Genomic DNA, 19,298 nt, shown 5'->3' with positions numbered 1-19,298 from the left:
CTATCTAGACATAGGCGTGGCGTAATTGGGCTCACGCTCTAATTTTTTGCCTGCTGTGATTGTCATAAAAATATTGTAGGCAAAAATAATAAATCCAATAAAATACATAAGACCCCCAACGCCTCTAATATTGTAATAAGGGATTAGCACCTTAACCGTGTCAATGAACTGGTAAGTGAGATTCCCATACTGATCCACATCCCTCCACATCATCCCTTGCGTGATCCCTGCAATCCACATGGACGAAAAGTAAAGCACAATCCCTAAAGTCATGATCCAAAATTGGAAATCCACAAGCCTGCCTGAATAAATTTCTCTTTTGAAAAGCCTAGGCGTCATGTGATACATGCTCGCAATCAAAGTGAAGCCTACCCACCCAAGCACGCCGTCATGCACATGCCCTATAATCCAATCGGTAAAATGCGCTAAGGCGTTCACGCTCTTAATGGCTTGAATAGAGCCTTCTAAAGTGGAAAGCATGTAGAAAGTTGAAGCTAAAACTAAGAATTTAATCAAAGGGCTTTCTTTGAGCTGGTGCCATTGCCCCCTCATCGTTAAAAGCATGTTAATCGCTGTCCCCCACGAAGGCAAGATCAACACCACTGAAAACACGCTAGAAAGGGTTTGCACCCAATCAGGCACGGTGGAATAAATCAAATGGTGCCCGCCCGCCCAAATATAAACAAACATCAAGCTCCAAAAAGAAAACAAAGTGAGTTTGTAAGAAAAAATAGGCTGACCGCTCTCTTTAGGCAAGAAATAATAAATCGTGCCAATCACCCCACTCGTAAAGACAAAAGCGACCGCGTTATGCCCCCACCACCATTGAATGAGCGCATCATTACTGCCTGAATACATAGAAATAGAATGCCAAACGCTCCCCATATCAGCGACAAAATAGGTGGGGATAGAAAGGTTATTGAAAATATACATCACCGCTATGCCCACATAAGTAGCGATGTAATACCATAAAGACACATAAATGGTATTTTCCCTCCTAACGCTCATGCTCCCAAACATATTAACCCCCCATAGCACCCATGCCACAACCACAATAATATCTAAAGGCCACATCAATTCAGCGTATTCTTTAGATTGAGTAAGACCAGCAAACAAGCTAATAACCCCTAAAATTAAAAGAATAATCCAGAGCCAAAAATGCAATAACCCTACAATTTTCAAAAAGGGGTGTTGGTGGTAAGTGATTTTAAGCACCCTTTGACCGATATAATACCAACTCGCCCAAATCCCCCCAAGAGTGAATCCATAAATCACCGCATTCGTGTGTAAGGGGCGTAAGCGGCCAAAAACGCCATACTCCCCTGCAATGTAATTCAAGTTAGGGAAAGACAATTCAAAAGCTAACACGATCCCTATTAACATGCCTATTATCCCAAAGCCAACCATCGCATAAAGAAACAATTTGCTAATAGAATAATCATAACTCAAAGGCACATTTTCTTGCATGCAATACTCCTATTTGTAGTAAATTCAACAAAGATAAATGTAATTATAAAATTTTATCTTTTTCAAAAAGCTTAATTTTTAATCTTTTTCTGTAACATTGTAATAACTTAATCCCATTTGAATGGCATTTTTAAGCCAAATTGCTACTATCTTTGGCTAAAGGTTAAACATGACTAAACAAACTCTCATCATTCTTGCCCCTTTTTTTATCGCAGCGTTATTGTATTTTTTAGGTGCACCGGATGGACTAAACCCTAACGCATGGCTTTATTTTTGTATTTTCATGGGCATGATTATAGGGCTAATTTTAGAGCCGGTGCCATCAGGTTTGATAGCGTTGAGCGCGTTGGTGCTGTGTATAGCGTTAAAAATTGGGGCGAGCAGTGAGGTAGCGAGCGCTAATAAAGCTATTTCGTGGGGTTTGAGCGGGTATGCGAATAAAACGGTGTGGCTTGTGTTTGTCGCTTTTATTTTGGGTTTAGGGTATGAAAAAAGCTTGTTAGGGAAACGGATCGCTCTTTTGCTCATTAGGTTTTTAGGGCAAACCCCTTTAGGTTTAGGGTATGCGATCAGTTTGAGCGAATTGTGTCTAGCCCCCTTTATCCCTAGCAATTCCGCTAGAAGTGGGGGTATACTCTATCCCATCGTTTCTTCTATACCGCCTTTAATGGGTTCGACTCCCAACAATAACCCTGACAAAATCGGCACGTATTTGATGTGGGTCGCTCTGGCTTCAACTTGCATCACTTCGTCCATGTTTTTAACCGCACTCGCTCCTAACCCCCTAGCAATGGAAATCGCTGCCAAAATGGGCGTGAATGAAATCTCATGGTTTTCGTGGTTTTTAGCGTTCTTGCCTTGTGGGGTGGTTTTGATCTTGCTTGCGCCTTTATTAGCGTATAAAACCTGCAAACCCACCTTAAAAGGCTCAAAAGAAGTGAGTTTGTGGGCTAAAAAGGAATTAGAGGGCATGGGGAGGTTTTCTTTAAAAGAAATTTTAATGCTCAGTCTCACTTTATTGGCTTTATTGGGTTGGATTTTTGGCAAACCTTTAGGTTTGCATGCGAGCGCGACGGCTTTGATTGTCATGGTTTTAATGGCGTTTTGCAAGATTGTAAGCTATGAAGACATCATTAAAAACAAGAGCGCGTTCAATATTTTTTTATTGCTGGGATCGCTGCTCACGATGGCTGGCGGGCTTAAAAATGTAGGGTTTTTAAATTTTATCGGCAATGCGGCTCAAAATTTTTTAGAGCATGCTCACTTGGATCCGTTAATAGCGGTATTGTTTATTGTAGCCTTATTCTATCTGTCGCACTATTTTTTCGCTAGCATCACCGCTCATGTGAGCGCGTTATTCGCACTTTTTGTAGGGATTGGTTCGCACATTCAAGGGGTTAATTTGCAAGAATTGAGCTTGTTTTTAATGCTTTCTTTAGGGATTATGGGGATTTTAACGCCCTATGGCACAGGCCCATCCACCATTTATTACGGGAGCGGGTATATTCCAAGCAAGGATTTTTGGAAATGGGGGTTTATTTTTGGTATGGTGTATTTGATCGTGTTTTTAAGCGTGTGCATACCTTGGGTCAAATTCATCGCTTACAGGTGGTTGTAGCTGGAAACTTTACACAACGCCCTTTTAAAATGGTATGAAGAATGTGGGCGAAAGGATTTACCTTTTAGGAATTTAAAGGGCATTAACGCCCCTTATGAAGTCTATATCAGCGAAGTGATGAGCCAACAAACCCAAATCAACACGGTAATTGAGCGTTTTTATTCCCCTTTTTTAGAAGCTTTCCCCACTTTAAAAGACTTAGCGAACGCTCAATTAGAAGAGGTTTTATTGCTCTGGCGAGGGCTTGGTTATTATTCAAGGGCTAAGAATTTAAAAAAAAGCGCTGAAATTTGTGTTAAAGAACATAACTCACAATTACCTAATGACTATCAAAGCCTATTGAAACTCCCTGGGATTGGCGCATACACGGCTAATGCGATCTTGTGTTTTGGTTTTAGGGAAAAGAGCGCATGCGTGGACGCTAATATCAAGCGCGTGCTTTTAAGGCTTTTTGGTTTGGATCCTAATATCCACGCTAAAGACTTACAAATTAAAGCGAATGACTTTCTCAATCTTAATGAAAGCTTTAATCATAACCAAGCCCTAATTGATCTAGGGGCTTTAATCTGCTCCCCTAAACCCAAATGCGCGATTTGCCCTTTAAACCCTTATTGTTTAGGTAAAAATAACCCAGAAAAACACATGCTTAAGAAAAAACAAGAAATCATTCAAGAAGAGCGTTACTTGGGCGTTGTGATCCAAAATAACCAAATCGCTTTAGAAAAAATAGAGCAAAAACTCTATTTTGGGATGCACCATTTCCCTAATTTAAAAGAAAATTTAGAATGCAAACTCCCCTTTTTAGGCTCCATCAAACACAGCCACACTAAATTCAAGCTCAATTTAAACCTCTATTCAGCTGCAATAAAGGATCTAAAAAGCCCCGTTCGTTTTTATAGCCTTAAAGACTTAGAAACTTTACCCATAAGCTCTATGACGCTTAAAATCTTGCATTTTTTAAAACAAAAAAATTTATTTGGGGGTTAACCCTTCCAGATCCAAAATGGCTCTACTTTATCGCAGGCACCACTTCAGGGATCAAATACGCAATCGCGCTGATCACGACTCCCATGATCGCTACAAAAATAAGGGAGTATTTAACCGTGAATTTGAACAAATCGCTCTCTTTCCCGGCTAATCCCACCGCCGCGCAAGCGATAGCGATACTTTGAGGGCTTATCATCTTGCCCAAAGTGCCTCCCACGGTATTAGCCGTTAGGGTTAAAACCTCAGGGAGATGCAATCGTTGGGCGGTGAGTTGCTGTAAAGAGCCAAACAAAAGATTGGAACTCGTATCGCTTCCGGTTAAAAACACGCCTACCCACCCGATCAAGGGCGAGAAAAAAGTAAAAGCTAATCCCGTATGGGTGAGCGCTAAGGCTAGAGTGGAAGAAATCCCGCTGTAATTAGACACATAGGCAAAGCTTAAGACTAAACCAATGGTGAGAATGGGATAGCGCATTTCTTTTAAAGTCTCGCCAAAGACGCTCAGCGCATCGCTCACTCGCACCCTTAAAACGAGCATGCTAACAAGAGCGGCCAAAAAAATGGAAGTGCCAACCGTGTTGATTAAGAGAAATTTAAACACCACCGGAAAACTCACGCTTTGATTGGCTTCTACAAAAGGTGGGCTTTTAAAGATGTGGTTACTGATGTTATTGAATTCAAAATAAAAATTAGAAAAAGCTAACAAGCCGTCTTTTTCAAATAAAGCCTTAAAAAAAGGCTGTATCCATAGCACAATCACTAAAACCAAAATCACAAAAGGAGACCAAGCGACATAGATCTTACAAATATGGTGGTTACTCTTAGTGAATGAGGCCACTTTGCCGTCGCTTCTAAAAATGACTTTAGGCTGCCAGAATTTCAAAAAGAGCGCTGTTGCAACGAGTGAAACAAGGGCTGAAATAATACCAGGCAATTCTGGCCCTAAATAATTAGAGCTTAAAAATTGCGCGCCAGCGAAAGAAAAAGCCGCGATAAAAACGGCCGGAAAAGTTTCTTTAATCCCTTTAAAGCCATCCATTAAAAACACAATGAAAAACGGCACTAACAAGCTCACAAAAAAGAGGATTTTACCCGTCATGGCTGAAATTAAAATCGCTGGCACCCCTACTGCGCTCGCCATAGCGCTTATAGGGATACCCACCGCGCCAAAGGCTACAGGAGCGGTGTTAGCGATTAGGCACAATCCGGCAGAATATAAAGGGCTTAACCCTAAGCCTACTAAAATCGCCGCTGTAATGGCAATAGGCCCTCCAAAGCCGATCGCCCCTTCTAAAAACGAGCCAAAACAAAAGCCAATCAAAATCACTAAAATCCTGTGATCTAAAGTGATGGACTGGACGCTTTCTTTTAAGATTTCAAAATAGCCGGATTTAACGCTGAGTTTGTATAAAAAAATCGCCGCAATAATAATCCATGCGATCGGCCATAAGCCATAGAGAAAGCCATAAAGAAAGCTTGAACCCACCATGCTAACAGGCATTTTATACACTAAAACCGCAATAATGGCTGATAAGGCCACGCTCAAAAAGGCCGCTGTATAACCTTTGAGTTTAAAAACCATTAAAGATAAGAAAAATAACAAAATCGGCAATAAGGCCACAAGAGCGCTCAGCCAAATATTACCCAAAGGGTCATAAATTTGATGAAATTCTGACACTAAAAATCCCTTTAAAAAATATTCTCTTACTCCCCTAAACCCCCTCCATTAAGTAGGAGTAACTGGAATAATAAAGGGGAAGACATAAGCGATAAGAGTGAAGACAATCCCCATAATGATTGCCAAAGCGATAGAGTATTTTACTGTAAATCTGAACAATTCACTCTCTTTCCCCACTAACCCCACCGCTGCGCAAGCGATAGCGATACTTTGAGGGCTTATCATTTTGCCCACAACGCCCCCTGAAGTGTTGGCCGCTAAGAAAAGCACTTCAGGCAAGCCAAGCTGTGTAGCGATGAGCATTTGCAAAGAGCCAAATAAAAGATTAGAACTTGTATCGCTTCCGGTTAAAAACACCCCAAGCCAGCCTACAACAGGCGAAAAGAAAGTGAAAACATGCCCAGTATCCGCTAACGCTAAAGCGAGCGTAGCGCTCATGCCGCTATAATTAGCCACATACGCGAACGCTAAAACCACGCCAATGGTTAAAATCGGCAAACGCATTTCTTTTAAAGTGGCCCCAAACACCCCTATCGCATCGCTGATTTTCACGCGCAACAAAAACACGCTTAAAAGAGCGGCTAAAAAAATGGAAGTGCCTGTCGTTAAAATCAAAGGGAGTTTGAACACGACGGGAAAATTGGTCGCTTCAGTAACAATAGGAACGGTTTTAAAAATCTTTTGACTGATAGAATCAAATTCAAACGCAAAGCTAGAAAACGCCAAAGCCCCGCCTTCTTTAAAGAGCGCTTTAAACCAGGGTTGCGTCCATATAATAATCGTAATCATGAGCAACACAAAAGGCATCCACGCCACAACCACCTTACAAATATGGTGTTTTTCTGTGTTCATCGTGGGTTCTTTGCCATTGCTAGTGAAAATGCGCTTGGGCTGCCAGAATTTTAAAAACAAAGTGGTAGCAATCAATGACACTAAAGCTGAAATAATATCTGGGAGCTGCGGCCCTAGATAATTAGAGCTTAAAAATTGCGCAATAGCGAAACTAAACCCGGTAACAGCCACTGCAGGAAAAGTCTCTCTAATCCCTCTAAAACCATCCATTAAAAACACGATGAAAAAAGGAATACCAATGGAAAAAATGGGTAACACCCTGCCCACCATTTGAGAAATCTCTAACTCAGGGATACCCACCACGCTAGCCATTGCCGTAATAGGAATACCCACCGCACCAAAAGCTACAGGAGCGGTGTTAGCGATCAGGCACAACCCAGCAGCGTATAAGGGGTTTAGCCCAAGGCCGACTAAAATCGCCGCTGTGATCGCTACCGGGCCTCCAAAGCCGATCGCTCCTTCTAAAAACGAGCCAAAACAAAAGCCAATCAAAATCACCAAAATGCGGTGATCCGGCGTTAGGGTTAAAATGCTTTCTTTTAAAATCTCAAAATACCCGGATTTCACTGAAAGGTTGTAAAGAAAAATCGCAGCGATCACAATCCAAGCGATCGGCCACAAACCATAAAGAAAGCCGTAGAAAAAACTCGTGCTCACCATTTGAGCGGGCATTTTATACACAAATAACGCAATAAGGATTGAAAGCAATAAGCTTAAAAACCCAGCGCTATACCCTTTAAGTTTAAAGACAATAAGAGAGACAAAAAAGAGTGCAATGGGCGAAAGTGCGACTAAAGCGCTCAGCCAAATATGGCCTAATGGGTCATAGACTTGATAAAATTCCATAAATTTTCCTTGAATAATTAAAAGTATTTTTTTATCTTACTTAAAAGAAAAAACTAATTTTAAGTAGCATTTAATATTAAGTCAAATTTAATGGGTTTGTGGTTTATTTTAGTAACAATGTTTGAGCGAGTGGGTTGATCAACTTGTGGTTACAATCTTACTAATTTTGAGTATTATATTGTGTTTGAAACTCTTAATTTGGAATTTAAGGAGCCTTCTTTGAAAGTCAATTTCTTTGCTACTTGTCTAGGAGCAGCCATATACAGCAACGCATCGCTTAACGCTATCAAATTACTCCGCAAGGAAAATTTGGAAGTGGTTTTTAAAAAAGACCAGACATGTTGCGGCCAGCCAAGCTATAACTCAGGATACTATGAAGAGACTAAAAAAGTCGTTTTATACAATATCAAGCTTTATTCCAATAACGACTACCCTATTATCTTGCCTAGCGGTTCATGCACAGGGATGATGCGGCATGATTATTTGGAATTGTTTGAAGGGCATGCGGAATTTAACATGGTTAAAGATTTTTGCTCTAGGGTGTATGAATTGAGCGAATTTTTGGATAAAAAATTGCAAGTCAAGTATGAAGATAAGGGCGAACCCCTTAAAATCACATGGCATTCTAATTGCCATGCCTTAAGGGTGGCTAAAGTGATTGACTCGGCGAAAAACCTCATCAGACAGCTTAAAAATGTGGAACTCATTGAATTGGAAAAAGAAGAAGAATGTTGCGGGTTTGGGGGGACTTTTTCGGTTAAAGAGCCTGAAATTTCAGCGGTTATGGTCAAAGAAAAGATTAAAGACATAGAAAGCCGTCATGTGGATGTGATTGTTTCAGCGGATGCGGGGTGTTTGATGAATATCAGCACCGCTATGCAAAAAATGGGCTCTCTGACAAAACCCATGCATTTTTATGACTTTTTAGCCTCAAGGCTTGGGCTTTAACATTAAAGAATTGTTTTAAGGAATGATCATGGAAAAATATCATAGCGACCAAGAATACGAAGAAATCATCACCGACCAATTAGGCGATATGCAATTAAGGGAAAATTTGCGTTCTGCAATGGATACCTTAAGGGCTAATCGTAAGAATCTGATTAAAAATCGTTACAGTGAATGGGAAAATTTAAGGGAATTAGGCAAAGAAGTCAAGCTTAAGATTTTATCCAGGCTTGATGAGTATTTGGAATTGTTTGAAAAAAACGCCACTCAAAACGGCTTTAAAATCCACTACGCTAAAGACGGCGATGAAGCCAATGAAATCATTTACAACCTCGCCAAAGAAAAGAATATCAAGCGCATTTTAAAACAAAAATCCATGGCGAGCGAAGAAATTGGCTTGAACCATTACTTGAAAGAAAAGGGCATTCAAGCGCAAGAAACGGATTTGGGCGAATTGATTATCCAGCTCATCAATGAACACCCTGTGCATATTGTCGTGCCGGCTATCCATAAAAACCGCAAGCAAATCGGTAAGATTTTTGAAGAAAAACTCAACGCCGCTTATGAAGAAGAACCTGAAAAGCTCAATGCGATCGCCAGAAAACACATGCGCAAAGAATTTGAAAGCTTTAAAATGGGGATTAGTGGGGTTAATTTCGCTATCGCTAATGAGGGAGCGATCTGGTTAGTGGAAAATGAAGGCAATGGCAGAATGAGCACCACCGCATGCGATGTGCATGTCGCAATTTGTGGGATTGAAAAATTAGTAGAAAGCTTTGATGATGCGGCGATTTTAAACAATTTGCTCGCCCCAAGCGCGGTGGGTGTGCCTATCACTTGCTATCAAAACATTATCACAGGCCCCAGAAAAGAGGGCGATTTAGACGGCCCTAAAGAAGCCCATATCATTTTATTAGACAATAACCGCTCCAATATTTTGGCTGATGAAAAGTATTATCGCGCTCTTTCATGCATTCGTTGCGGGACTTGTTTGAACCACTGCCCTGTGTATGATAAAATCGGTGGGCATGCCTATCTTTCTACTTATCCTGGTCCTATAGGCGTGGTGGTATCCCCCCAACTCTTTGGCTTGAATAATTACGGGCATATCCCTAATTTGTGCAGTCTTTGCGGGCGTTGCACTGAAGTATGCCCCGTAGAAATCCCTTTAGCAGAACTCATTAGGGATTTACGATCCGATAAAGTGGGTGAGGGCAGGGGCGTGGTCAAGGGGGTTAAAAGCACCCAACACAGCGGGATGGAAAAATTCTCTATGAAAATGTTTGCCAAAATGGCAAGCGATGGGGCTAAGTGGCGTTTCCAATTAAAAATGGCTCAATTTTTCTCGCCTTTAGGCAAGCTTTTAGCCCCCATACTGCCTTTAGTCAAAGAGTGGGCGAGCGTGAGGACCTTACCCAATATGGACACGAGTTTGCATGCCAAAGTCCAGCACTTAGAAGGGGTGATTTATGAGTAAAGAGCTTATTTTAAAGTGCATTAAAGAAGCCAAAGCCAAGCATGCCATTCAGGGAGCAAACCCTATTTATAGAAATATCATTAAAGTGGAGTTTGAAGACTTAGTGGAAGAATACAAGCATTTCCAGGTGTTGAATAAAGCTGAAGTCATTGAAAGCGCTAAAGAAAATTTAGAGCAAGCCATTTTAAAGGCTTTAGAAAATTTTCAAAGCAAAAAAGTCTTACACTCTACAGATTTGAATTTGAATTTTGAAGCGTTTAAGGATTTTGCTTTACAGCCTTATGATAAAGAAATTGAAGCGATGCGTGAAGAATTGTTTGAGATTGATACGGCTTTATTGCATGGGGTTTGTGGGATTTCAAGCTTGGGCATGATTGGGGCGGTTTCTTCGCATGCAAGCCCACGATTGCTTTCGCTCATCACCCTTAATTGCATCATTTTATTGAAAAAAGAATCCATTGTGCGCAATTTGAGCGAAGGCGTGCAAGCTTTAAAAAATCAAGGCCAAAACGGCGCATTACCCACAAACATGCTCCTTATTGGCGGGCCTAGCCGGACAGCTGACATTGAATTAAAAACCGTTTTTGGGGTGCATGGGCCTCAAAAAGTCGCTATCATTCTCTATTAAAGGATAAGAATGGAAAAATTAGAAGTAGGGCAATTAGCCCCTGATTTCAGGTTGAAAAACAGCGATGGCGTGGAAATTTCTTTAAAAGATTTGCTCCATAAAAAAGTGGTGTTGTATTTCTACCCTAAAGACAACACCCCCGGATGCACCTTAGAAGCCAAAGATTTTAGTGCTCTGTTTAGTGAATTTGAAAAGAAAAACGCTGTTGTCGTAGGCGTAAGCCCTGATAATGTGCAATCGCATCAAAAATTTATCAGCCAATGCTCTTTGAATGTGATCTTGCTCTGCGATGAAGATAAAAAAGTGGCCAATCTTTACAAAACTTATGGCAAACGCATGCTTTATGGGAAGGAGCATTTGGGGATTATCCGCTCCACTTTCATTATCAACACGCAAGGCGTTTTAGAAAAATGCTTCTATAATGTCAAAGCGAAAGGGCATGCTCAAAAAGTTTTAGAGAGTTTGTAGTTTAACTCTCTAGATTTCGCCCATTTTAGTTTTAGGCTTTTTAATTTTAGGCTTTTTGGCCATTCTCTCACTTTTAAGAACTTGTTTCTTTAAACTTCGTTTGATAATAAACTTCATAAGGGATAGGGAGTGTTTTGAAATCATTCCCCCTTAATAGCCCTAAGATCGCTTTACAAAAAACTATCACCCACCAGCTTTTTGATTGTGTTTATTTTAAAAAATGCCTTTGAGGATTTTTACAATTTTTTATTTTTGTTCAGGTTGCCAAATGGTTTTTTCTGAAGGGGTGCTATCGGCTTCGTTTTGTAAGATTTGTTTTTTAGTTTCATGGCAAGCCACAAACAATAACGCTAAAATTACAGCTAAAAGAGAAATTCTCATTTCAAGCTCCTTTGAATATTAAAATGCTTACGATAATTATAAAGAAAAAGAGTTAAAAAAAGATTAATCTCTTTTTAACTAAGATCGTTGTTTTTTAAGCATGTCAGCGATTAAAAAAGCGAGTTCTAAGGCTTGAGTGGCGTTTAGTCTTGGATCGCATTGCGTATAATAATGGCAGCTCAAACCCTCTTCGGTGATCGCTTGCGAGCCACCGATACATTCTGTAACATTTTCACCCGTCATTTCCAAATGAACCCCTGAAGCTAAACTCCCTTCAGCCCTATGGATTTCAAAAAAGCTTTTCACTTCATCTAATACGCTATCAAAAGCCCTTGTTTTAACCCCCAAACTGGTTTTAACCGTGTTGCCATGCATGGGATCAATGCTCCATAAAATATGGCGTTTTTCTTTCAACACCCCTTGTAAAAGCTTAGGCAAGCGCTCTTTAATCATCTTAGAACCCATGCGCACGATCAAATTCAAACGCCCTTTAAGGTTGTGCGGGTTTAAAACATCGCACAATTCTAACACTTCGCTCACGCTCGCATTAGGCCCGATTTTCACGCCAATAGGGTTACAAACTCCCCTTAAAAACTCCACATGCGCGCCTTTAGGGTCTCTTGTCCTTTCGCCAATCCACAGCATGTGCGCGGAGCAATCATAAAACTGGTTAGTCAAACTATCTTTACGCACCAACGGCTCTTCATAATGGAGCAGTAACGCTTCGTGGCTGGTGTAAAATTCCACTTCCCTAAGGATAGGCGTTCGCTCTATCTCCACCCCACACGCTCGCATAAACCCTAAAGCTTGCGTGATCCGATCAGCGATTTGCTGGTATTTTTGCCCAAAGTCGTTGTTTTTGACAAAATCCAAATTGAAACGATGCACTTGTTCCAAATCCGCTAACCCGCCTTGAGCAAAGGCTCTGATAAGGTTTAAAGTCGCTACGCTTTGATGGTAAGCTTTAAGCATTCTTTCAGGCTTTGGCTCTCTTTCTTTTTTAGAAATCCCATTGATAATATCCCCTCTGTAACTCAACACTTCTTCATCATCTAGTATTTCAGTCGCATCGGAGCGAGGCTTGGCAAATTGCCCGGCAATGCGCCCCACTTTCACGATCGGTATAGAGCCAGCAAAAGTGAGAACGATCGCCATTTGCATCATCACTTTAAACATGTCTCTAATTCGGTTAGCGCTAAATTGAGAAAACGACTCCGCGCAATCGCCCCCTTGCAACAAAAACGCCTTATTGTCAATGACTTGGGCTAATCGCTCTTGCAAGTTCCTCGCTTCGCCAGCAAACACTAAGGGAGGGTAGGAGTGCAATTCTTTTTTGACCCTTTCTAATTCTTGCTTATCTTTGTAAGTGGGGTGTTGCTCTATCTTAAAAGAATGCCATGAAGTTGGCGACCAGGTTGTGTTTGACATTTCTATAATCCTTTATTAATCTTTTTTTAAGCGTTATTATAGCTTGTGCGGGTTAAATCGTGGATTTTAGAAAATAAATGCGCGCCCAAAACCACCCCTTAATCTCAAAAAACCCCAATCATAAAAAGCTTTATGCTACAATGAAAGCTCTTTAACACGATAAAAGGGCGGTTTAATAGCATGGCACAAGAAAAAGCAGTTCCAAGAGATCCTAAAAAACTCAATTTGTTTGATTTGCGTTGGATAGCGTCTTTATTTGGCACGGCGGTGGGGGCTGGGATTTTATTTTTGCCTATTAGAGCCGGTGGGCATGGGATATGGGCTATTGTGGTGATGAGCGCGATTATATTCCCTTTAACTTATCTAGGGCATAGAGCCTTAGCTTATTTCATAGGATCTAAAGATCAAGAAGACATTACCATGGTCGTTCGCTCTCATTTTGGCGCTCAATGGGGTTTTCTTATCACTTTGCTTTATTTCTTGGCGATTTATCCTATTTGCTTGGCTTATGGGGTGGGTATCACTAATGTGTTTGATCATTTTTTCACTAACCAGTTGCATTTAGCGCCTTTTCATCGGGGCTTACTGGCTGTGGTGTTAGTTTCTTTAATGATGTTGGTGATGGTTTTTAACGCTACGATTGTTACGCGCATTTGTAACGCTTTAGTGTATCCTTTATGCTTGATTTTATTGCTTTTTTCTTTATATCTTATCCCTTATTGGCAAGGCACTAATCTTTTTGTGGTGCCGAGTTTTAAAGAATTTGTGTTAGCGATTTGGCTAACCTTACCGGTGCTTGTGTTTTCATTTAACCATAGCCCCATTATTTCAACCTTCACTCAAAATGTGGGAAAAGAATACGGCACTTTCAAAGAATATAAACTCAATCAAATTGAATTAGGGACATCGCTGATGCTTTTAGGGTTTGTGATGTTTTTTGTGTTTTCTTGTGTCATGTGCTTGAGTGCTGATGATTTTGTGAAAGCAAGGGAACAAAATATCCCCATTTTAAGCTATTTTGCTAACACTTTAAACAACCCTTTAATCAATTATGCGGGGCCTGTGGTGGCTTTTTTAGCGATTTTTTCATCTTTTTTTGGGCATTATTATGGGGCTAAGGAAGGTTTAGAAGGCATTATCATTCAAAGTTTAAAGTTGAAAAAAGCTTCTAAAACCCTGAGCGTGAGCGTAACGATTTTTTTATGGCTGACTATCACGCTGGTGGCTTATATTAACCCCAATATCTTGGATTTTATTGAAAATTTAGGCGGCCCCATTATCGCGCTCATTCTGTTTGTGATGCCCATGATAGCTTTTTATAGCGTTTCTAGTTTGAAGCGTTTTAGAAACTTCAAAGTGGATATTTTTGTGTTTGTCTTTGGGAGCTTGACGGCTTTGAGCGTGTTTTTAGGACTATTTTAATGGCTAGTTTTTCTATTTTATCCATTTTTAAAATCGGCGTTGGGCCTAGCTCTTCACATACCATAGGGCCTATGGAAGCGGGAGCGAGATTTTGCGAGTCGTTAAAAGGCGTTTTAGAGCAGGTTGTGCGCGTTCAAATCACCTTGCATGGCTCATTAGCTTTAACCGGTAAAGGGCATTTGAGCGATGAGGCGGTTTTAATTGGCTTGCATGGCATTTACGCTAACGAATTAGAGGTAACAACCAAAAAAGCCTTATTGCATGAAGTGCTTGAAAACAAAGTTTTAAGACTCGCTAACCAGCATCATATCCCTTTTGATTATGCTAAAGATTTGATTTTTGACAATAAACCTTTAGCCAGACACCAAAACGCTCTCATTCTAAAAGCTTTTAACTCTAAAAATGAAGTTTTAAAAGAAGAAACTTACTATTCTGTCGGTGGAGGGTTTGTCTATACTGAAAAAGAATTAGACAACTTGTCTGAAGAGAATGAAAATGGAAAGGTTGCTTATGATTTTTCAAGCGCTAAGGAATTGCTAGAATTGTGCCAAAAACACCAAAAAAGCATCGCTGAAATCGTGCGTTTGAGAGAAAATGCCCTCAAAAACCACCCTGATGCAATGATGGTTAAAATTTATCATGCGATGCTTGAGTGTTATGATAATGGGGCTAATTCTAAAGAAAAGTATCTGCCTGGTTCTTTGAGAGTAACACGATTAGCCCCAAGCGTTAAAACGCGTTTAGAAAAACACCCCACAAGCGGGAAAGACCCCTTAGCCTTGATTGATTACATTTCGCTTTACGCTCGCGCCATTGCTGAAGAAAACGCTAGTGGAGGCAAGGTGGTAACCGCTCCCACTAATGGGGCGTGCGCGGTGGTGCCAAGTGTGCTTTTATATGCCAAAAACCATTTGTTTGAAAATTTGTCGCAAAAATCTATCAATGATTTTTTGCTCACCAGCGCGGCGATTGGCTATCTTTACAAGAAAAACGCTTCCTTGAGCGGCGCAGAAGCGGGGTGTCAGGCTGAAATTGGCGTGGCAAGCTCTATGGCTGCAGGAGGGTTAGCCCATTTGTGCCAAGCGACCACGCAACAGGTTTTAATCGCTAGTGAAATCGCTATGGAGCACCATTTAGGATTGACATGCGATCCGGTGGGGGGCTTGGTGCAAATCCCTTGCATTGAACGCAATGTTTTAGGAGCGATTAAAGCGATCAGCGCTTCTAAATTAGCCTTAGAAGATGAATACAAGCCTAAAGTGAGCCTAGATGAAGTGATCGTTACGATGTATGCAACCGGGAAAGACATGAATGAAAAATACAAAGAGACTTCGTTAGGGGGGTTAGCTAAGACTTTAGAATGCTAAGGGATAGCTCTAATCTTTATGGGTTTTATTTCCTAAAAAAGGCTTTGTTTTTATCAAATGCAAATAAATCTTATCCAACTTTAATATTCTTAGAAAATTAAAAAATAGGGTTTAAAGCGTTATTCCATCGTTTTGGATTTCATTTTGTAGTAAAACTCATTAAGTTTGTTTAAACTCATAAGAAAATAAGGGGGTATTTTGCGCTTTAACGCCCTCTTCAAACCCAAAACTAAATCCCCCTAACCCCCTAAGAGCGCGTTATGAGGAACTACCACTCGCTTTTAGCAAGCTTTTTTTAAATGTGAAAAATACTCAAAAGCATCAATTTGATTACCAATACCCCACTTAAAATAAAACCAAAAATTTTCACATGCTTTTATATGAAATGCGTTGGAATGTCTTAAAGTTATTTTATCATGGCTCTATCCGTCATTATGTTTCAAAGATTTTTGCGTAACAAAAGAGCTAATCATTAAGCATAAAAAGAGCTGAAAAGTTTAAAAACTTTAAAAAAGCAGTGATTTTTAAAAGAGATAGTCCTAATCAATAGGACACAGAGCTTAGCGATAGAGAGCTATAAAGCCTAGAAAAGAAGCACTTAAGAGACTTATTTAAAGAAAGCCCCCCCACTCAAAAAGTAAGTTAGGCTATTTTACTATTTTTCAGACTTATTAGAGTCGCTAATTTGTTTTTCAAACTCTTGTTGCAAGGCCCGTTGTTGCTTTTCTTTCTTTGAAAGGCGTCGTTTTTTCTTGGGCTTTTTTTCCTTTTTTGAAGAAGTCTCTGGCTCTTTTGAAGCTGTTTCTTTGAGCGTGTTAGCGTTAGTCATAGAATCTAGATCCGGGTTAGAAGAATTCTGTGTCTTAGAAGAGCTTATAAATTCAGGGCTATCAGTATGGTTTTGAAGCTCCCCACTGCCCCTCTTTTGAAACGCTGCTTTAGTGTCTTTCTCAGCTTGTTCTTCCATTTTTTTAAGAACGATTGCATCCACTTTTCTAGCCTTTTCTTTTTGGCTCACCCTAACCATGCTGATCAAGTATTTAATATACCCATCATACATATCCCCAAACTGCTCATGCAAAGCCCCAAAATCTGAGCCCTTGTAAAGCCAATTGAACAAGGGGAGTGAAAGTTCTGTCCCTAGGTCTTTAAGCACATGCTTATAAAACTTTTCTCTGTCATTCACCACAAAAGAAACCTTGCCATTCCTATGCTCATAATAACAAATCTTTTGCTCCACGCAATCTTCCAAACTCCCCTTAAAGAAAGCTCCAAAAGCGGATAAATCGCCCTTACTCATCTTGGTTTCAGAATACTGGTTAAAATTCTTCACGCGCTCTTTTTCCAAATTAACCATGTTCTTTAAAACCCTCTTGCGGTCTTTTTTCACATTCCCCGTGGAGCTTTCAGAAAACATAACATTGGGATCAACTGTAGTGTTAATAGTAGCAGAAGCCGTTTCTGCTCTCAACAAAAAAGTTGTAGCCGCTAAAAAAAATAAAATTCGCTTCACACCAAACTCCTATATCCATAACCGCAACAAAAACAAACGCTATTCTTCATTAAGCCCTCTTTTAAAATCTTCTTCTATTTATAAAAACCACTTAGAATTCAAGCTATTTTGATCATCTTAAAATACAGACTTTCAAAGGGTATTTATCATTTGGGTATGATACCATAAATATCCAAAAAATACAAACACTCCAAAAACTTTAACCCTAAAAAATTGAGATGCTCTTTACAGCTAGAGGATTTAAGAGTAGCAAGACCCACCCACCAGATAGATAGCCTCTATTTTAAGAGTCAACGCCCAAACGCTATGACAATTATAACGCGAAAACGCCTTAAATCCCCCTAGCCAAAAGCTAGAGATTTACGGCGTGGTTTTACAAAAATCAAAAAAAGTTAGCACACCCTAAGCGCTAATGCTTATGATGGCTTGGTTTTTTCCCTTTTTTCTCATGATCGTGAAAAGGGCCTTCGCATGCGCAATCATGCAAATCCAACCCCTCTTCACGATATTCTTTCATGGTCATTGTTTTCTTTTTGTTAGCAATCGCTTCAAGAATTTCTTTTTTACGCTTGTTGCGATCTTCTTGGCTTAAAGAAGCTAAATTCTTATCCATCGCTTTCTTAAAATCCGCTTTATAATTTTTACGCTCTTCTTCTTTCATCACTGCTAATCGCTTATTGATTTCTGCGCGAAACTCTGGAACTTCGCTAGGAGCGACTTTCCCTGCTTGCTCCAATAGTTGCTTATCATTCATGCTCTTAAAATCACTCGCATTCAAAAAAAGCCCAAAAAAGTCCCTGTAAATAATAAAGAAAACGCCAATTTTTTCATCAAATGCTCCCAATTCAAAAATAAAATGAAATCGCAAGGATTTTACCACCTACTCCATTAAAAATAACTTATATTCCTTATTCTCATCAAATATTGATAAACCTTATTTATTAACACTCTTTAATTTTTTTAAAAAATGGGATTTTGGTTACTTTGTTTTAATGCAAAACTAAGGGGATAGGGGTATTTTGAAATAATTCCCCCCATACAACCTAAATCCCCTAACCCAAGAAGATCGCTTTTTTAAGAGAATATCGGTTGCTTGACGCAAGCTCTTTCATTGTTTAATCTTCTAAAAAATGCCTTTGAACATTTTTTATAATCAAAAATCTGTGCTGTTTTTTGATTAGATAGGCTGCTTGCGATGACTAGCACCACGCTATTGTTTAGTGAGTTTATGATAACGCTTTATAACGACCTTAGCATAAGAAAAGAAAGTCATAAAAGGCCATAAAGAGCAAAAGCCCTTTTCTATGCCCCCCATAAGATTAACCCTAAAACACCTTAAAAGCTTACAATGTAACGCCAATAAAAGGCATAGGGGCGGTGAAAGGTGAATCTATAAGTAGTCCCTTCAGGCACATTATCCGCACTAGCGGTATAGTAATTGTTGCGGATGGTTTGGATTTTCAAGCCAATTTCAAAACCTTGGTGTTTAGTGCCTAAGCGAATCCCACCATTAACTAAGACCTGGAAATTTGATGGGTGGAAACTCCCTCTGTATTCATCAGCCAAGTCCTTAAAATAATAGTTTGTTGGACCCCAAGAAGTGCCACCGATCGCAACGCCCAAGAAAAACCCAAAATGCAAGTTCTCACGATTGAAAATAGCCGGGTTAAACAACACATCTGTGCCAGCCCCATAGCCAAACATGAAACTTTGAGAACCCTTGCGAGCGTCTCTCATGCCATAATCATTATAAGTGTAATACTTATAATAAGAGCTTGCAAAATCAAAGAATCCGTAATAACGCATTCCAAATTGCGGGGATTTCTTAAAAAAATGCTTATACCCTACAACAAACCCAAAACCATTGATAGCGTATTGTTGGTTGCTTAAGCCTTTATACCCACGAGTCCCTAGAGCGCCATGAGTAAGCCCTCCTGTTGGGTTTGACGCTGTAGGCATGTTAGGCGTATTAGAGCCGTAAGCCCCACTTTGATTACCATTACAATTCCCATGGGAACAATTTTGAGCGGTAGTGCTGAGCATACCTAATTGGTAATCAATCCCTATAAAAGCAGCATTTCTTTCACCTTTTTTGGTAGGGCTAGTCTTAATAGCTTTTTCTTGCTTAGGGGTCTCTGCTGACAATAAGCTTGTCATTGCTAGAGAGATAGCACCTACTATAACAGATTTCTTCATGTATTCCTTCCTTCTACATTTTCTC

16 protein-coding genes and 1 pseudogene are annotated in these 19,298 nt (G+C 40.0%); 9 read left to right on the top strand and 8 right to left on the bottom strand.

Annotation, left to right across the window (positions count from 1 at the left end):
* Positions 1-1,467 (bottom strand): cytochrome-c oxidase, cbb3-type subunit I, encoded by a 1,467-nt coding sequence (ccoN, locus tag HPB14_RS00710; protein ID WP_001157657.1) that lies wholly within the window; start codon positions 1,465-1,467, stop codon positions 1-3.
* A 169-nt stretch (positions 1,468-1,636) separates the two neighbouring features.
* Between ccoN and HPB14_RS00705 the strand changes: the two genes are divergently transcribed.
* Both HPB14_RS00705 and HPB14_RS00700 read left to right on the top strand, forming a co-directional pair.
* Positions 1,637-3,085 carry a DASS family sodium-coupled anion symporter gene (locus HPB14_RS00705; protein ID WP_000166387.1) on the top strand — a complete coding sequence of 483 codons (1,449 nt, stop codon included), beginning with the start codon at positions 1,637-1,639 and terminating at the stop codon, positions 3,083-3,085.
* A complete protein-coding gene (locus HPB14_RS00700; RefSeq protein WP_080011954.1) occupies positions 3,086-4,072 on the top strand; it encodes an adenine-specific DNA glycosylase in 987 nt (328 codons plus the stop codon).
* A 22-nt stretch (positions 4,073-4,094) separates the two neighbouring features.
* Here the strand turns inward: HPB14_RS00700 and HPB14_RS00695 are convergent, their stop codons facing one another.
* Together HPB14_RS00695 and HPB14_RS00690 are read right to left on the bottom strand one after the other, a co-directional pair.
* Positions 4,095-5,750: an L-lactate permease gene (locus tag HPB14_RS00695; protein ID WP_001288466.1), complete on the bottom strand. Its 1,656-nt coding sequence runs from the start codon at positions 5,748-5,750 to the stop codon at positions 4,095-4,097.
* A gap of 48 nt (positions 5,751-5,798) precedes the next feature.
* A complete protein-coding gene (locus tag HPB14_RS00690) occupies positions 5,799-7,448 on the bottom strand; it encodes an L-lactate permease (protein WP_000398083.1) in 1,650 nt (549 codons plus the stop codon).
* 219 nt (positions 7,449-7,667) lie between these two features.
* Between HPB14_RS00690 and HPB14_RS00685 the strand changes: the two genes are divergently transcribed.
* The 4 genes from HPB14_RS00685 to HPB14_RS00670 are packed head-to-tail and all read left to right on the top strand — an operon-like array spanning position 7,668 to position 10,966.
* Complete coding sequence (locus tag HPB14_RS00685) at positions 7,668-8,396, top strand: (Fe-S)-binding protein (RefSeq protein WP_000867254.1); 729 nt, start codon at positions 7,668-7,670, stop codon at positions 8,394-8,396.
* A gap of 28 nt (positions 8,397-8,424) precedes the next feature.
* Complete coding sequence (locus HPB14_RS00680; protein WP_000417273.1) at positions 8,425-9,870, top strand: LutB/LldF family L-lactate oxidation iron-sulfur protein; 1,446 nt, start codon at positions 8,425-8,427, stop codon at positions 9,868-9,870.
* Positions 9,863-10,498 carry a LutC/YkgG family protein gene (locus HPB14_RS00675; RefSeq protein ID WP_000031985.1) on the top strand — a complete coding sequence of 212 codons (636 nt, stop codon included), beginning with the start codon at positions 9,863-9,865 and terminating at the stop codon, positions 10,496-10,498. Before HPB14_RS00680 ends, HPB14_RS00675 begins: the two co-directional genes overlap by 8 nt.
* Before the next feature lie 9 nt (positions 10,499-10,507).
* Complete coding sequence (locus tag HPB14_RS00670; protein ID WP_000412969.1) at positions 10,508-10,966, top strand: peroxiredoxin; 459 nt, start codon at positions 10,508-10,510, stop codon at positions 10,964-10,966.
* A 246-nt stretch (positions 10,967-11,212) separates the two neighbouring features.
* Here HPB14_RS00670 and HPB14_RS08525 read toward each other — a convergent pair whose 3' ends face one another.
* Both HPB14_RS08525 and HPB14_RS00660 read right to left on the bottom strand, forming a co-directional pair.
* Complete coding sequence (locus HPB14_RS08525) at positions 11,213-11,347, bottom strand: hypothetical protein (protein ID WP_001222899.1); 135 nt, start codon at positions 11,345-11,347, stop codon at positions 11,213-11,215.
* A 78-nt stretch (positions 11,348-11,425) separates the two neighbouring features.
* Positions 11,426-12,775, bottom strand: coding sequence for a class II 3-deoxy-7-phosphoheptulonate synthase (locus tag HPB14_RS00660; RefSeq protein ID WP_000072757.1), 1,350 nt, complete (start codon positions 12,773-12,775; stop codon positions 11,426-11,428).
* A gap of 180 nt (positions 12,776-12,955) precedes the next feature.
* Between HPB14_RS00660 and HPB14_RS00655 the strand changes: the two genes are divergently transcribed.
* A complete protein-coding gene (locus tag HPB14_RS00655) occupies positions 12,956-14,197 on the top strand; it encodes a serine/threonine transporter (RefSeq protein ID WP_000046413.1) in 1,242 nt (413 codons plus the stop codon).
* The gene (locus tag HPB14_RS00650) at positions 14,197-15,564 is read left to right on the top strand and encodes an L-serine ammonia-lyase (protein ID WP_000135983.1); all 1,368 of its coding nucleotides are present in this window, start codon (positions 14,197-14,199) and stop codon (positions 15,562-15,564) included. Before HPB14_RS00655 ends, HPB14_RS00650 begins: the two co-directional genes overlap by 1 nt.
* Positions 15,565-16,219: 655 nt before the next feature.
* Here HPB14_RS00650 and HPB14_RS00645 read toward each other — a convergent pair.
* Entirely contained in the window at positions 16,220-17,077 is an 858-nt protein-coding gene (locus tag HPB14_RS00645) for a hypothetical protein (protein WP_000821477.1), read from the bottom strand.
* Between HPB14_RS00645 and HPB14_RS08225 the strand changes: the two genes are divergently transcribed.
* Positions 17,001-17,189 carry a hypothetical protein gene (locus HPB14_RS08225; RefSeq protein WP_001876870.1) on the top strand — a complete coding sequence of 63 codons (189 nt, stop codon included), beginning with the start codon at positions 17,001-17,003 and terminating at the stop codon, positions 17,187-17,189. The two genes, HPB14_RS00645 and HPB14_RS08225, sit on opposite strands and share 77 nt — an antisense overlap.
* Positions 17,190-17,486: 297 nt before the next feature.
* On the opposite strand, the pseudogene HPB14_RS00640 reads toward HPB14_RS08225, so the two are convergent.
* Positions 17,487-17,908 (bottom strand): annotated as a pseudogene (locus HPB14_RS00640) (DUF1104 domain-containing protein).
* Positions 17,909-18,412: 504 nt separating this feature from the next.
* Complete coding sequence (locus HPB14_RS00635) at positions 18,413-19,273, bottom strand: outer membrane protein (RefSeq protein WP_000750185.1); 861 nt, start codon at positions 19,271-19,273, stop codon at positions 18,413-18,415.
* Positions 19,274-19,298: the final 25 nt, after the last annotated feature.

It is taken from the genome of Helicobacter pylori HUP-B14 (assembly GCF_000259235.1).
Classification (GTDB): Bacteria; Campylobacterota; Campylobacteria; order Campylobacterales; family Helicobacteraceae; genus Helicobacter; species Helicobacter pylori_CU.
Note: the sequence above shows the minus strand (reverse complement) of the source record. Positions and strands in the feature narration are given on the sequence as shown.